The 14,315-nt window shown below is 60.3% G+C and carries 14 protein-coding genes; 11 read left to right on the top strand and 3 right to left on the bottom strand.

Annotated features, from left to right (window positions below; all coding sequences use genetic code 11):
- Positions 1–15: 15 nt before the first annotated feature.
- Entirely contained in the window at positions 16–198 is a 183-nt protein-coding gene (locus tag PM3016_RS06620; RefSeq protein ID WP_014368853.1) for a hypothetical protein, read from the bottom strand.
- A 362-nt stretch (positions 199–560) separates the two neighbouring features.
- Between PM3016_RS06620 and PM3016_RS06625 the strand changes: the two genes are divergently transcribed.
- From PM3016_RS06625 to PM3016_RS06670, 11 genes are all read left to right on the top strand, one after another.
- Positions 561–869, top strand: coding sequence for an RNA polymerase sigma factor (locus PM3016_RS06625; RefSeq protein WP_014368854.1), 309 nt, complete (start codon positions 561–563; stop codon positions 867–869).
- A 168-nt stretch (positions 870–1,037) separates the two neighbouring features.
- Positions 1,038–1,685: a hypothetical protein gene (locus tag PM3016_RS39380; RefSeq protein WP_238540457.1), complete on the top strand. Its 648-nt coding sequence runs from the start codon at positions 1,038–1,040 to the stop codon at positions 1,683–1,685.
- Positions 1,686–2,031: 346 nt separating this feature from the next.
- On the top strand, positions 2,032–3,333 hold the full coding sequence (locus PM3016_RS39385; RefSeq protein ID WP_238540578.1) for a helix-turn-helix domain-containing protein: 1,302 nt from the start codon (positions 2,032–2,034) through the stop codon (positions 3,331–3,333).
- Positions 3,334–3,380: 47 nt separating this feature from the next.
- Positions 3,381–4,889 carry an extracellular solute-binding protein gene (locus tag PM3016_RS06635; protein WP_013917119.1) on the top strand — a complete coding sequence of 503 codons (1,509 nt, stop codon included), beginning with the start codon at positions 3,381–3,383 and terminating at the stop codon, positions 4,887–4,889.
- Between the two features lie 90 nt (positions 4,890–4,979).
- A complete protein-coding gene (locus PM3016_RS06640; protein WP_013917120.1) occupies positions 4,980–5,381 on the top strand; it encodes a VOC family protein in 402 nt (133 codons plus the stop codon).
- A 173-nt stretch (positions 5,382–5,554) separates the two neighbouring features.
- A complete protein-coding gene (locus PM3016_RS06645) occupies positions 5,555–6,274 on the top strand; it encodes a MerR family transcriptional regulator (RefSeq protein ID WP_014368856.1) in 720 nt (239 codons plus the stop codon).
- Between the two features lie 187 nt (positions 6,275–6,461).
- Positions 6,462–7,232 (top strand): SDR family oxidoreductase, encoded by a 771-nt coding sequence (locus tag PM3016_RS06650; RefSeq protein WP_013917122.1) that lies wholly within the window; start codon positions 6,462–6,464, stop codon positions 7,230–7,232.
- A gap of 499 nt (positions 7,233–7,731) precedes the next feature.
- Positions 7,732–8,526 (top strand): DeoR/GlpR family DNA-binding transcription regulator, encoded by a 795-nt coding sequence (locus PM3016_RS06655; protein ID WP_013917123.1) that lies wholly within the window; start codon positions 7,732–7,734, stop codon positions 8,524–8,526.
- 3 nt (positions 8,527–8,529) lie between these two features.
- The gene (pfkB, locus tag PM3016_RS06660; RefSeq protein ID WP_014368857.1) at positions 8,530–9,486 is read left to right on the top strand and encodes a 1-phosphofructokinase; all 957 of its coding nucleotides are present in this window, start codon (positions 8,530–8,532) and stop codon (positions 9,484–9,486) included.
- Between the two features lie 28 nt (positions 9,487–9,514).
- Positions 9,515–10,900, top strand: coding sequence for a PTS fructose transporter subunit IIC (locus PM3016_RS06665; RefSeq protein ID WP_014368858.1), 1,386 nt, complete (start codon positions 9,515–9,517; stop codon positions 10,898–10,900).
- 24 nt (positions 10,901–10,924) lie between these two features.
- The gene (locus PM3016_RS06670; RefSeq protein WP_013917126.1) at positions 10,925–11,374 is read left to right on the top strand and encodes a PTS sugar transporter subunit IIA; all 450 of its coding nucleotides are present in this window, start codon (positions 10,925–10,927) and stop codon (positions 11,372–11,374) included.
- A 480-nt stretch (positions 11,375–11,854) separates the two neighbouring features.
- Here the strand turns inward: PM3016_RS06670 and PM3016_RS06675 are convergent, their stop codons facing one another.
- Both PM3016_RS06675 and PM3016_RS06680 read right to left on the bottom strand, forming a co-directional pair.
- Positions 11,855–12,073 (bottom strand): hypothetical protein, encoded by a 219-nt coding sequence (locus tag PM3016_RS06675; protein ID WP_014368859.1) that lies wholly within the window; start codon positions 12,071–12,073, stop codon positions 11,855–11,857.
- Between the two features lie 409 nt (positions 12,074–12,482).
- Positions 12,483–14,132, bottom strand: coding sequence for a rhamnogalacturonan acetylesterase (locus PM3016_RS06680; RefSeq protein ID WP_014368860.1), 1,650 nt, complete (start codon positions 14,130–14,132; stop codon positions 12,483–12,485).
- Between the last annotated feature and the right edge of the window lie 183 nt (positions 14,133–14,315).

The raw sequence follows: 14,315 nt of genomic DNA on the forward strand, positions 1-14,315 counted from the left end.
GGGCTCTTTTTTTGGCTAGCCGCCCCGTTTATATGAGGAATCGATCCGCTTGGAGATGACAGTCACAATGATGCCGAAGAGGACGGCGGGCGCCGCCATCCGAAACAGCTCGAAGGCTCCCCAGCCGGAAATCGAGTTCCAGCTGACAAGGAGATTGAGCAGGACAAAGAGCAGGGTGGACAGGACGAAGCGCTTCATGACCGTGTATCTCCCTATCTTTTATGTTATTTTACAAATATTACTATAGCACAGAGTCTGTAAACTTCAATGGAATAACAGGGAGAGGCCATTCGCTGCGACCGATTATCGTAAAACAGGCCTTGTCCGTTGGCTTGCAGCGCTTTCCAGGAGAGTATATTCCATATTACACTGAAAGCTCGGGAGGAAGCGGGACAGCTTGGCGGGGTGGACCACCGCTGCAGGAAGTTGTAACGTTTTCATGTGCACACCGGGACAGGCTCGTTCTTATCCATCCGCATCACTAAATTTTTTGGAGCACATGATAGATTACGCGGTTTCTTGGCATTTACAGGTAAAGGGGAAAAGAGGGGAGACAGGCCATGTTCACGGTACAGGGCAGGAGGCGGCCGGACGCAGGAGGGGGGGAAGCAGAGGAACGGGCAGATGCGGGCGGAGGGTCTGGTGAATCCGGCTTTACCGTGAGCGCAGGAAGCGGAGCCCCTTCGGGTGCCTTGGCCCAAAGGGATTCGGTGGAGAAGGAGCTCGTGGAGCGGGCGAGATCCGGCGACCGGGAGGCGTTCGGAGAACTGGTGCGGATGCACCGGGCGAGAGCGCTCGGATGGGCCGGTTCGCTGACGCGGGATGCCCATATGGCCGAGGATATTGTGGATGACCTTAGGCGAGCGTGAAGGGAGGGGCGGCCGGATCGGCCCGGGAGGATGCCGTGCAGGAAAAAGAAGGAGAGAGTGCAGCCTGGCCTGATAGACGCTAAATCAGTCATTTTATGGTATAATGAGTTTCAACAGGCATAGATCGACCCATCAATTGATTCACGGTGATCCGGGGAGGGGCCCTACTTGGCGAACTATTTAAAGCGCTTACTTCTATTCAGTTTCCTGCTCGGCACGCTTCCCGTCCTGCTTACAGGATGGCTCTCCTATACGGCGGCATCCCGCGATATGGAAGAGAAAGTGAAGGAAGAAGGCGGCCATGTGCTGCTCCAGACGCAGATGCGGGTGGAGCAGGTACTGAAGACGCTCGAGCTGTCCGCGATCCAGTTCGTGAATTCACCGGAGTTCTCGGCTACCGCGAACCGCGCGCTGACCGAGGAGAATTACGAGGAAATCCGCACGCTGTCCAAGGGCCTCTATCAGCTGCAGACGCTGACGGGCATTAACGACGCGTATCTCATTAATTTCAAGCATGACTGGCTGGTGAATTACCGTCTGTTCCGGACGCTCTCTTCCGAGCCGGCAAGAGAGCGCTTTCTCTCGTACGCCGGACATCCGGACAGCCTCTTCTGGGTGACGCCGGGACAGGGCGGAGGCGAGGAGCCAGGAGGAACGGGAGGCGGCGGACGGGGAGCCGCTGGTCCGCATGGTGCTCAAGATTCCTACCGTGCCGGCCGCCAAGCCGCAGCAGATGCTCGTGATCGAGCTGCCCGAGGGGGACATCGAGACGCTGCTCGGGGCCAGAGAAGGCTTCGGTACGCACTACGTGCTTGATCCGGGCCGTGCCGAGGTGGTGGTGGGCCGCGTGCCCGAAGGGGCTGCGGGACGCAATCCGCTGATTGTCCAGCAGGTGCTGGCGAGCGGGGCGGAAGAGGGCTTCTTCCGGATGGAGGACGAGAAGGGCGAAGAGCTCGGCGTGTCCTTCCGCAAGTCGCTTTACAATAACTGGATCTATACGTCGGTCGTATCGATGAAGGAGATGGGCGCGGCCTCCCGCAAGATTGCGATGATCACGGGGCTGGTCTGCCTGTCGATAGCCGGACTCGTCGCGGTGCTGGCCTTCTTCGGAAGTCGGCGCATGTATATGCCGATCCGCAGGCTGTTCGACGCCACCCGGGCGATGGGCGGCGAAGGGGAGGCGGCGGCCGCGCTCGACGAGTTCACCTACATCGAAGGCCGGCTGAGGGATTTGTCGCTGACCGGCAGGGAGCTGCGGGACCAGCTGTCGAAGCATGCCGGACAACTGAAGGAGCTGTATGTGCTGAAGCTCTTTACCGGACAGGCCAGTGAGAAGGATTACCATTATCAGGCCGAGAAGTACGGGTTCCCGAGAAGCTGGAAGCATCTTACCGTACTGACGCTGCAGATCGATTCGCTCCGGGACACGCGGTACCGGGAGGAGGATCAGGACCTGCTCCTGTTCGCCATCAATAACATGGTGGGCGAGCTGCTGCCGGAGCCGGTGCGGTTCAGTCCGATCGTCCTTGAATCCTCTCAGGTAACGCTGTTCGCGAGCGACCGGGAGGACGCGCAGGAGCTGAAGAATCAGGTTCATGCGATAGCCGAGGAGATCCGTACGAAGGTCTATGAATATCTGGGGCTGAAGGTGAGCATCGGGGTGTCCCGGCCGTTCGAGCGGATCGGCGAGGCGGTGGAGGCGTATTCCGAGTCTCTCTATGCGCTCCGGAGCCGGCTCAGTCTCGGTAGCGACATTGTGGTGCATTATGGGGATACCGGCACGGGCGGGGGACTCAGCGCGGCCGGCTCGCACCACCTCCGGCTGCTGGAGGATCAGATTGTGCATGCCCTCAAGATGAATCCCGACCGGGTTCCAGAGCTGTTCGAAGAGTATATGGCCTCGGTGGCGGACAAGGAGATCGGCTTCGGGGAATATGCCGCAGTGATGATCCAGCTCGTGGCGAAGGTCTACGGTCTGGTGCAGGAGCAGGGCGGTACCGTGGAGAACATCTGCGGTCCGAGAGCGTCGATGGAGGTGTTCCTGAAGCTGTATACTCTCGAGCAGCTCAAATCCTGGTTTACGAATGATCTCCTGGGACCGGTCTCGTCCCACCTGAACCGGCAGGCGGATTCGCAGCATACGGACATTGCGGGACGGATGCTCCGCATGATCCAGGAGCAGTACGATGAGGACCTGTCGCTCGATTCGTGCGCGGCGGCCCTGAATTTCCACCCGGTGTACCTTAGCCGCGTATTCAAAAAGGAGACCGGCGTCAACTTCAGCGAGTACCTGATGGAGTACCGGATGAAGGTGGCCAAGCAGATGCTCGAGGAATCGAATATCCGCATCTCGGATATTGCGGACAAGCTGCGCTACACGAACACCTCGGCCTTCATCCGGGTATTCCGCAAGGTGGTCGGCATGACTCCGGGCAAATACAGGGAGCAGTGCAGCGGCAAGTGAGGAGCGGAAGTCATGCCCTTAAGAAAGTCAGCGGAGGAGGAATGCGGATGGGTGCAGGACAACGATGGGCGGCCGGCCTGACGGCCTGCTGCACGATGCTGCTCGCCGGCTGCAGCGGTGAAGAGCGGGGGAGCGCTACGGAGAGCGGGACGGCGGACCGCTTCCCGATCACGATCGCGGCGGCCCAGGTGGGAGACGCGCTGGCGGACGGCAATGACGTGGAGCGTGCGATCGAGGCGTATACGGGCACGCAGCTGGATATCCAGTGGATCCCCAGCGCCGCTTATGACGACAAGGTGAGCGTGCTGATCGCTTCGGGCAAGCTGCCGATGATGCTGCGCCTGAAGTCGACGCCGCCGTCCGCAAGAGCGATTCAGTCGGGCCTGTTCTGGGAGATCGGGCCGTATCTGCCCTCCTACCCTAACCTGTCGGCGCTCAGCCCGCAGTATTACGATAACATCCGGGTGGATGGCAAGCTGTACGGCGTTCCGCTGTTCCGGGACATCGCCCGTTCCGCGGTCGTGTACCGGAAGGACTGGCTGGAGAAGCTCGGGATGAACCTGCCCGTGACCGCGGAGCAGTGGTATGAGGTCTGCCGGGCCATGGCGCTGGGGGACCCGGACGGCAACGGCAGGGACGATACCTACGGTCTCATTCTCGGCAAAAAATACAATGACGGTTCCGCGGCCACCACTACGCGGATTGCGGTATCCCTCGGCGCGCCGAACAAGTGGGGGGTGGATGAGCAGGGCCAATTCACCCCGGAGTTCATGACCGAGCCTTATCTGGATGTGCTGCGCCTGCTGCGGCGTCTGTATGAGGAGAAGCTCGTGAACCGTGACTTCGCTGTGCTTGATGACGACGAGGCCGAGAAGCAGTATGACACCGGCCGCGGGGGACTGCGCGTCGGCGTAGCCCAGAACGCCAAGGGCATGCAGGACCGGCTTACCGGCTCGGGCATCAAGGGCGAGTACGATCTCGCCCCGATGACCGGCCCATCCGGTGTCCGTGCTACAGCGGAGCCGGGCAACAACGGCTTCTACGTGTTCCCCAAGTCCTCCGTCAAGAGCGAGGAGGAGCTGAAGAAGATTCTGGGCTTCATCGACAAGATGCTCGATGAGGAGATGGCGACGCTGCAGCTGAGGGGGCTCGAGGGGCGGCACTTCGTCCGCACGGAAGGCGGGGCGGCGGAGTATAAGGACTTCGAGCTGTTCCAGAAGGAAGTGAAGCCTTACCGCGATACCTTTTTCAACCTGGAGGGCTACAAAGGCGTTCCGCTCAAGGACACGCCTCTTGGGGAGAAGGGCAAGCGAATCCCGAAGGAAAGCCTCGCTTCGGCGGTGCGCAACCCGGCGGCGGGGCTCGAATCCCGCACCTACACGGAGCGGGGCCGGGAGCTCGAGGAGCGCATCGGGGACGCACAGACGAAGTTCATCATGGGCCGGATTGACGAGGCGGGCTGGCAGGCGGAGGTGCAGGCCTGGCTGAAGGCGGGCGGCGAGCAGATGATCCGGGAATATGAGGAAGCCTACAGGAAGGCGTCTTCAGCCCGGTGACGGCCGAACGCAGGAAGGGGTTCCCTCCTGGCTCCTCCTTTTGGTAAAATATAGGAGTGTGGTTCTAAGGGGAGAGAGGAGAATGGGAGCTTGCTTACTTCGCTGGAGCATATGCAGATTCCCGTGCGGGAGATGGACCGGGCGATCAAGTGGTATACCGAAGAGCTGGGCTTTCGGCTGGCGAACCGTGACGGCGGGAGGACCGCCTTCCTGACCCTGCCAGAGGGGCCGGTCCTCATGTTGTGGCAGACCGATGATGAGGCGACCTATGCGCATTATACGGTGAACGGTACGGATTTTCCGGTGCTGTTATACCGGACGGAGCGAATTCATGAGCTTCATGACCGCTTGAAGGAATCGGGCACGCGGATGCAGCTGTACCGCAATGACGGTTTCGCCTGGGTGCTCAAGTTTTATGACCCGGAAGGGAATTTGTGGGGTGTACTGCAGTTCAACCCCGATTCCGACATCGGGCGGCAGGACGTTTCATAAAGATGAGAAGATGCCCGATCGAGCAGGTCGGGCTTTTTGCTGTGCCTGCGCCTGTTGTAATTGGAAAAAGAGGAAAATCCCTCTTGACTCTCCCCTATAGGGGAAGGTATATAGTCGGTTCAGAGGCCTCGATCAACCGGTGAAGGAGAGGAAAAAGGAAAGGATGTGCGCGCATGTTCAAAATCAGTGATTTCTCAAAGCTCAGCCGGGTATCGGTGAAGACGCTGAGGTATTACGACCAGATCGGACTGCTGAGGCCCGCCCATACGGACGGGGATTCAGGCTACCGCTATTATACGGCCGACCAGCTGTACCGGCTGCACCGGATCCTGGCGTTCAAGGATCTCGGCTTTACGCTCGAGCAGATCGGTCCCATTCTCGAAGAGGTATCGTGCGAGGAGATCAACGGCATGCTGCGCCTGAAGCAGGCGGAGCTGCAGCAGAAGGTGCTCGAGGAGCAGGCCCGGCTGGCGCGGATTGAAGCGCGGGTGCAGCAGATCCGCCTCGAGGAAGGGAAGGCGCCGGTCAGCGAGCCGGTCGTGAAGCGCATTGACGCGGAGCTGGCCGCCACCCTGCGGGCTCAGGTGCCAAGGTCGCATCTCGGCCAGCTGGCTGCGGAGGCGCAGCGGCATGTGCAGGGGCAGGGCATGGCCCCCGGCCCGCTGGTGGTGCAGTGGCATGACTGCGGCCTGCCGGACGGCCGGGTGGATATCGAAGTCGGCGTTCTGCTGGGGAGACCGATCCGGGACGACGGCCGCTTCCGCGTGACGAGGCTGCCGGAGATGCCGCTCGTCGCCTCGTTCCTGCACCGCTGCGACCCCCGGGGTGTCTGCCGGGCCTCCTCCCAGCTCGCCCAGTGGATCGAGAGGAACGGCTACCGCATTTGCGGATGAGCCTCCCCAGCGGGAGCTGTTCTACCCTGCAGCGGAAGGGGAGGATCCCGGAGCGCTGCGTCACGCGGAGCTGCTGATCCCCGTGGTACCGAACGGTTCAAAGACGGACTGAGACGGACTAAAGACGGACTAAAGACGGACTAAAGACGGACTAAGGCGGAATAAGAACCCAAGGAGGAGATCGAAGATGAATACAGGCAGATTGAATGGCAAGGCGGCCCTGGTGACTGGTGCGAGCCGAGGGATTGGAAGAGGCATCGCGGAGCGGCTGGCCCGGGATGGGGCTGTCGTGGCCATCCACTATGGCAGCCGGAGGGATGCGGCGGAGGAAGCTGCTGCCCGCATTCAGGCGGAAGGAGGTACGGCCTTCCCCGTGGGGGCGGATCTCGGGAGCCTGGAGAGCATCGAAGCCATGTGGGGGCAGCTGGATGCGAAGCTCACAGAGCTCACGGGTGAAGCCAGATTCGATATCCTGGTCAACAATGCGGGGATTGGAACCCGCGGGAAGATCGGAGAGACGACGGAGGCCATGTTCGATGAGCTGATGACGGTGAATGTCAAAGCCCCGTTCTTCCTGATCCAGGGGGCGCTGCCGAGAATGAGGGACGGCGGGCGCATCATCAACATCTCCTCGGGCGTGACCCGGATTGCCTATCCGGACCTTGCAGCCTACAACATGACCAAGGGAGCGCTGAATACGCTGACGCTGACGCTCGCCAAGGAGCTCGGTCCGCGAGGCATCACGGTCAACGCGATCCTGCCGGGGATCGTCGACACCGAGATGAATGCCGCCTGGCTGCATGAGCCGCAGGCCTGGAAGTTCGCTTCGGAGATGTCCGCTCTGGGCCGGGTGGGCCAGCCGGGCGACATCGCCGATATCGCGGGCTTCCTGGCCTCGGACGACAGCCGCTGGGTGACGGCCCAGATGATCGACGCCACCGGCGGTTCGCATTTGTAAGCGCCGGGGGGCCGGGAAGCGGTCGGTTGGGTGCCCGGTATTATCCGTGTTATTTTGCTCCTTACCGGCCTGGGTACCTCATCTTGTCGGAACGAAAGAAAGAGCAATAAGAACGCTCTCCCATGATCCGGGGAGCGTTTTTTGCTTTTGGCAGGGCAGCCGATCGCGAGTCCGCGTCATACTTAACTTAGAATACGCCAATATCTCAAGCCCTCTTACAGATATCTGATGACCCGCCGGATGGCTTTTTTTATTTAAATATACTGGTTGGCGAGCGGTGGAACCTGGAAAAATGCGCGATGATACGGGGAAAATAGGATATAGAAGGTTGTTGATGACCAACTCTGATTGAATATGAATGAAATTGACTGTTGACAACGATTTCAAAAGGTATATAATCAAATTCAAGCAAAGATAATCATAAATGAGCAGATATAATCAGGTTAGAGCAAGGTTAGGTCAAAATCATGCGCATTACCGATGGAGGGTGAAGGATTCCGTGTTCGGAGAAGAGAGAAAGACGAAGATCATGGAACGGCTCGAACGCGAGGAACGGGTCGATGTGGTCGAGCTGAGCCAGAGCCTCGAGGTGTCCGAATCCACGGTCCGCCGGGATTTGCGTGAGCTCGAAGAGGCCGGGCTGCTGAAGCGGACCCATGGCGGCGCGGTGTCGAACAAGATCGCCGTGAAGAACGGGGTGAATCTCGAGCCGAGCTTCCGTGAGAAGGAAGTGCAGTACCAGCGGGAGAAGCAGGCCATCGCCCGCAAGGCGGTCGAGTGGATCCGCGAGGGAGACACGGTGCTGCTCGACTCGGGAACGACGACGTTCTATATTTTGCAGGAATTGAAAGCGTTTCGACAGCTGACGGTCGTCACCAATGCCGTCATCTCTCCCCAGCATCTGGACCACCACCCGGGGATCGAGCTGATCTTCCTGGGCGGAACGTTCCGGGCTCAGACGCAGTCCATGGTCGGGATGTTCACCGAGCAGAGCCTCGGCCTGATACGGGTGGATAAGTGCTTTATCGCCACCAACGGGGTGGACCCCGTGCAGGGATTGACGACGCCGACGATGGCCGAAGCGGCGATCAAGCGCAGGATGATCTCCTGCGCACAGGAAGTGGTGCTGGTTACGGATTCGTCGAAGTTCGGACGGACGCATTTTGCCAAGTTTGGGGAGCTGGAGCAGATCCACACGTGCATCACGGACGCGGGCATCCCCGAGAATGATATCAAAAGCCTTCGCAGCCGCGGCATTACGGTAGTGACGGTAGATACGGATAGGAATGATTAAACCATGACCAAATCGGAAGTACTGACGGTAACGCTGAATCCGTCGATTGACAAGACGATTGTGCTGCCCGAGCTGCGGGTCGGTTCGCTGAACCGGACGTCGGAGGTGCGGCTGGATCCCGGGGGCAAAGGGATTAACGTAGCCCGCCTGCTGCACGAGTTCGGCGTCGGAGTTACTGCGGCCGGCTGGAGCGGAGGAGCCGAAGGCGAGGCGCTGATGGGCTACCTGAAGCGGGACGGCATTGCGGCGAGCTTCACCCCGGTGCAGGGCCGGACGCGGACGAACCTGAAGATCGTCGACTCCTCGAAGGAGCTGACGACGGAGATCAACGAAGCGGGAGCGGTAGTGACGGAGGCGGAGCTGGCGGCTTTCATCCGGGATTTTACCCTGCTGCTGGAGGATGTCTCGTACCTGATCCTGGGCGGAAGCATCCCGCCTGGCGTGCCGGATACGATCTATGCCCGGCTCGCCGGAATTGCCCGGGAGCACGGAGTGAAGACGGTGCTGGATGCGGACGGTGAAGCGCTTAGGGAAGGGCTGCAAGCGGTTCCGTTCGCGGTCAAGCCGAACATTCACGAGCTGGAGCGGCTGCTCGGCCGGACCTTGGCTTCGGATGAGGAGATCGTCGAGGCGGCCAGGGAGCTGCTGGGACAGGGCGTGTCGATCGTCATCGTATCAATGGGCGAAGCGGGCTCCATTGCCGTCAGCGGGGAGGAAGCGTACCGGGTGAATCCTTTTGAGATCACCGTCAAAAGCACGGTGGGCGCCGGGGATTCCATGGTCGCCTGCCTGGTGCACTGCCTGCTGCAGGGCAAGGGACTGCGCGATATAGCGGCTTGGACGGCTGCGGCCGGCACCTTGACCGCTTCGAAGGAAGGCACCCAGCTGTGCACGCTCGCCGAAGTGCAGGAGCATGTTCACCGGGTCGAGGTACATTCAATCGGAGTGCATCCACTGTAAGGCTACATTGGAACTGGAGGAATTCACCATGGAGAAAAAGATATTGGCCGTCACGGCGTGTCCTACGGGGATCGCTCATACGTATATGTCGGCAGAAGCGCTGGAGCAGGCGGCAGGAGCCCGCGGGATTCCGCTTAAGGTGGAGAAGCGCGGAGCGATGGGGATCGAGGACGGCCTTACGGACGAGGAGATCCGCGAGGCGCATGCGGTCATTATTGCGGCCGATACGGATGTGCAGGAAGCCCGCTTCGCCGGCAAGAACATCGTGAAGGTGGCGGTGGCTGAAGCGATCAAGAACCCGAACGGGCTGCTCGATCAGGCGCTGGCCAAGGAAGCTAGGCAGGCCTCCGCAGCCGATGCCATCGCCCAGGTGGAACAGGCGAAGCAAGAGCGGAGCAAGCAGCGCTCCGGCCTGTATAAGCACCTGATGACCGGCGTCTCGAACATGCTGCCGCTCGTGGTAGCCGGCGGTCTGATCATCGCGCTGTCGTTCGTCTTCGGCATCGAGGCCTTCAAGCAGGAAGGCACCCTGGCAGCCGCCCTCATGAACATCGGCGGTGGAGCGGCCTTCGCCCTCATGGTTCCGATTCTCTCGGGCTTCATCGCATTCTCGATCGCCGACCGGGTCGGCCTGGCGCCGGGTCTTGTCGGCGGCATGCTGGCTTCGCAGCTTGGCGCAGGCTTCCTCGGCGGCATCATCTCCGGCTTCCTGGCCGGCTATATCGCGCAGGGATTGAAGCAGTACCTCAAGCTGCCGAAGAACTTCGAAGGCCTGAAGCCGATCCTGCTCATCCCGCTGCTCTCCACGCTGACCGTCGGCCTGCTCATGGTCTACGTCATCGGCAGCCCGCTGAAGGCGGTCATGGACGGCCTGACGGCCTGGCTTACGGGCATGGGCTCGACCAATGCGATTCTGCTCGGCCTGATCCTCGGCGCCATGATGGCGTTCGATATGGGCGGCCCGGTGAACAAATCCGCGTACACCTTCGCGATCGGGCTGCTCGGCAGCTCCGTATATGCTCCGATGGCTGCGGTAATGGCCGCCGGCATGACGGCTCCGCTGGGGCTGTGGCTCGCAACGATGCTGGCACCGAAGAAGTACACGAAGGAAGAGCGCGAAGCGGGCAAGGCGGCTTCCATCCTGGGGATCTCGTTCATTACCGAAGGGGCCATTCCGTTCGCCGCAGCCGACCCGCTGCGCGTCATTCCAAGCATCGTGGCCGGATCGGCGGTTACCGGGGCGCTGTCGATGGCCTTTAACGTCACGCTCAAGGCACCGCACGGCGGGATTTTCGTTATGGCGATCCCGCACGCTGTAGAGCATGTATTGTTCTACGCCCTCGCGATTGCAGCGGGCATGGTGGTTACCGCCATCACGGTGAATCTGCTCAAAACCAACAAAACCACAGCCTAAGGGCTGCTTAAGGAGAGAATAGAGATGAATATTGCAAGCATTCTGCGTACCGAAACGATTGAGCTGAACATGACGGCAGCAACGAAGGAAGAAGCGATCGCCAAGATGGCCGCTCTGGTCGGTAACGCCGGCTTCCTCAGCGACCAGGACCAGTATGTGAAGGACGTGCTGATCCGCGAGGGCAGCTCGTCGACAGGCATCGGCTTCGGCGTGGCGATCCCGCACGGCAAGTCGTCCGGCGTGAAGTCGGCGGCCCTGGCCTTCGCGAAGTTCGCGGAGCCGGTGGAGTGGGCGTCGATGGACGGCCAGCCGGTGACGATGGCCTTCCTGATCGGCGTGCCGGTCGAGCAGGCGGGGCAGGAGCACCTCAAGATTCTGACGACGCTGGCGCGCAAGCTCATCCATGAGTCGTTCCGTCAGACGCTGACGGATGCCGCTTCGGCGGAGGATGTGCTGAAGGCACTGGATTTCTAAAAAAGAAGAAGCTGTGACGCTTCAGCATAGGTTGGTTGTACGGTAAAAGGGACTGCAGCGGAGGCTGCGGTCCTTTTTTTGTGGCGCTGGTCGTATTTCCCTGCGGCAGACTGCGGTGCTGGAACCGGATGGGGATTTGGACTTGGTTGTTAAGTGGTTGGTTCTGTGTCTTAGGTGGGCACCCGCAAGCTCCTTCGTACAAAAGGATGCGTGTATCGGTTATACACTCCAAGCCAAGCTCTAAGGCGATCTGATCCTGGAATCCCGGCTTTCCTTCGGTCTTAGACAAACTGTATGCGATACAAAACATCATATATAAGTCTAAGCCCCTGTTTTCCCCCGGTTATCTGATGTTTCATATCACTTCTTAGGCATCGCCTGGCTTTTTTGGCGCATTTATCAACGGATATGATGTTTTTCATCGGATAACCCCCGTAACCATGCTGCTTTTGAATTTATCCGATGCAAAACATCACAAAGTTATTTCAGTTCGTCCGAATCCGGACGGATCCTGGAAACCGTAGCGCCGTCGAGCCAAAACTCAAGCGTGGTGTGGTTTTGCTTATCGATATACCCGATCACCAAGGCGCCCTGTTCGGTACGCCGGTAGCAGCGGTCACCATAAACAGCGACGGCCTTAGCGGCAGGATCTCCGATGCCAAAGAGAGCAAGCAGGCGTTTGTTTCGTTTCAGCGCCATAATTACTTGTCCACGCCCCCTTTGGGTGAAAGATACGTAACGGACGCTCGGGCTTAACACAAGGTTGCAGATTTGGCACTTCAATAACGTCCCTCCATCCGTAGGGCCTCAGGGGCCCACTGGAACCCGCCGCGGGCAGCTTAAAGGACGCTCCCGGTTTGGGAGCGCCCCTGGTTACATCCGCATATGCAAGTTTAGTAGAAGCGGGAAGCGAGGGCCTATCTTTTTGGCAGCGACCTTTGTGCGAAGTACAAGGGAGCGTAAAAAGGAGGCCATTAGCTCTTCGTACTTCCCCTACCAGCGAGGATCTATCTTTTTGATAGCGACCTTTGTGCGAAGCACAACGGAGCGCAAAAAAGATAGACCCGAGCGTTGGAGCGCAAAAAGATAGACCCGAGCGCCCGAGCGTTTACTTGATAAACGCAGCAATCCCCAGCTGCAGATCACGGATGCCTTCGGTCACAAGGCGGGCGATCTGCACGGCGCCTTCTTCCTTGAAGTGCGTGTTATCCTGCACACCGTTCGGGAAGTTCGGATACACGCCCGGCTCCAGCCACAGGAAGAGAGCCTTCGTCTCCTCGATGCCCACCGTGTTGTAGAAGGCGATGCTGCGCGCGTTGAGGTCAAGCAGCTGCACGTTCTGCTCTTCGGCTACCTGCTTCATGGCGGCGTAGTGGTCCGGGAAGTCGTTCTTGAACAGGCCGTTCGCATCCCAGCTGCGGCGGCCCACCGGCGTGACGAGCACCGGTGTCGCTCCGCGCTGCTTGGCACCGTCAAGGTACATTTTGAGATACTCTTTGTACGTTGTATAAGGAGCCGCATAGCGCTCCGGATTGGACGATGCATCGTTATGGCCGAACTGGACGAACAGGTAGTCGCCCGGCCGGATCTCGTTCAGGATCGTGTCGAGACGGCCGTCGTTCACGAAGCTGCGGGAGCTGCGCCCGCCGATCGCGCGGTTGGCGAAGATCACACCGTCGGTGAAGTAGTCACCGATCTTCTGGCCCCAGCCGGCTTGCGGGTAAAAACGCGAATTGTAGGTTTGCACGGTCGAATCGCCGGCCAGGTAAGCCGTCGGCTTGTCGCCCTTCACGCGGTTCGGCCGCTTTTTGACGACAAGGGAGTTCAGGCGCGGTACGGCGCCGAGCACTTCGATGCTGAGCTGGCCGTCGATCACGGCTACGTTGAAGGTGGCGGTGCTGAATTCGCCGGCAGCGGCGGCCAGTGCCCGGGCTCTGTAGATTCCTTCGGCCTTGATGTCCACGAGGTTCGCTTCCGTCTGGTCGCCGGAGATCAGGCTGACTTCGTAGTCCCCGTTCGGCAGGTCGAGGAGGAACGAGGCGCCGCTCGCACCGAGGTAGTCGCCGCGGAGGGCATCCGGAGCCCCGCGGTCTGCGCCATAGGTCACCTTCGTCACATCAGAGAAGCCGTAGCCTGTCGAAGCGCTGTAAGAGGTGGTCTGCCTGACCGGCGTGTAGCCCGGCTCGACCGCCCCCGGACCGAAGTCGAACTTGTGCACGCGGGAGATCTCGATCGCGTTGATCCGCGGCGCCGTGCCGCCGAATTCAAGATCGAGTCTGCGGTCCGTGACCGGGACCGTCAGCGTCTTCTGGTCGAACTGGCCGGCGGCGGCGGTGAAGTCGGCCGTGATGGAAGCCTCGGCCGTGACGGCGGTGGACGAAGCTTCGGCACTGTCGCCCGAGAGGACCGTCACCTGGTACTCGCCGTTCGGCAAGTCGGCACGCAGCGGGCTCTTCGGCACGCAGAAGTCGCCGCGCAGCGCATCCGGAGTGCCGCGGTCAGCGCCGGTCACGAGCTTCGGGTTCAGGAAGCCGTAGCCGGGCGAGGCCTTGTAGAGCGTGGAGGGCAGGAGCCGGACGTAACCCGGCGCGGCCGGTCCAGGCCCGCAGTCGAGCAGCAGCTGGTTTCTGGCCGAGAGGGACGTGTCGGCTGCCTGCACGGAAGGGACACCGGCAGGCAGGCTGCCGGCTCCGAGGGCCGCGCCGAGCAGGACGGCGGAGACGGTTTTGAAGATTTTGCTGCTCATAAGCTTGTACATGGACTGGAGCACCTCTTTCGGATTCAAATGGGTGGGAGCAGGGGCTATTTTACATATTGGGCCTGAGGAAGCAGGGCCGGTTTGGTTCGGTTGAACATGGCGGACATCAATGACTCCTTTGTTTGAACATGAATAAATAGGCGAAGAAGGCGGCTTCATCCTAAGATGTAAGCGCCTGCAAGG

The organism is Paenibacillus mucilaginosus 3016 (assembly GCF_000250655.1).
Classification (GTDB): domain Bacteria; phylum Bacillota; class Bacilli; order Paenibacillales; family NBRC-103111; genus Paenibacillus_G; species Paenibacillus_G mucilaginosus.

Bases quoted from the DNA above. Each gene is read 5' to 3' on its own strand.
- PM3016_RS06620 (WP_014368853.1), bottom strand. From the start codon at position 198: ATGAAGCGCTTCGTCCTGTCCACCCTGCTCTTTGTCCTGCTCAATCTC.
- PM3016_RS06625 (WP_014368854.1), top strand. From the start codon at position 561: ATGTTCACGGTACAGGGCAGGAGGCGGCCGGACGCAGGAGGGGGGGAA.
- PM3016_RS39385 (WP_238540578.1), top strand. From the start codon at position 2,032: ATGGGCGGCGAAGGGGAGGCGGCGGCCGCGCTCGACGAGTTCACCTAC.
- PM3016_RS06635 (WP_013917119.1), top strand. From the start codon at position 3,381: ATGGGTGCAGGACAACGATGGGCGGCCGGCCTGACGGCCTGCTGCACG.
- PM3016_RS06645 (WP_014368856.1), top strand. From the start codon at position 5,555: ATGTTCAAAATCAGTGATTTCTCAAAGCTCAGCCGGGTATCGGTGAAG.
- PM3016_RS06650 (WP_013917122.1), top strand. From the start codon at position 6,462: ATGAATACAGGCAGATTGAATGGCAAGGCGGCCCTGGTGACTGGTGCG.
- pfkB (WP_014368857.1), top strand. From the start codon at position 8,530: ATGACCAAATCGGAAGTACTGACGGTAACGCTGAATCCGTCGATTGAC.
- PM3016_RS06665 (WP_014368858.1), top strand. From the start codon at position 9,515: ATGGAGAAAAAGATATTGGCCGTCACGGCGTGTCCTACGGGGATCGCT.
- PM3016_RS06670 (WP_013917126.1), top strand. From the start codon at position 10,925: ATGAATATTGCAAGCATTCTGCGTACCGAAACGATTGAGCTGAACATG.
- PM3016_RS06675 (WP_014368859.1), bottom strand. From the start codon at position 12,073: ATGGCGCTGAAACGAAACAAACGCCTGCTTGCTCTCTTTGGCATCGGA.
- PM3016_RS06680 (WP_014368860.1), bottom strand. From the start codon at position 14,132: ATGTACAAGCTTATGAGCAGCAAAATCTTCAAAACCGTCTCCGCCGTC.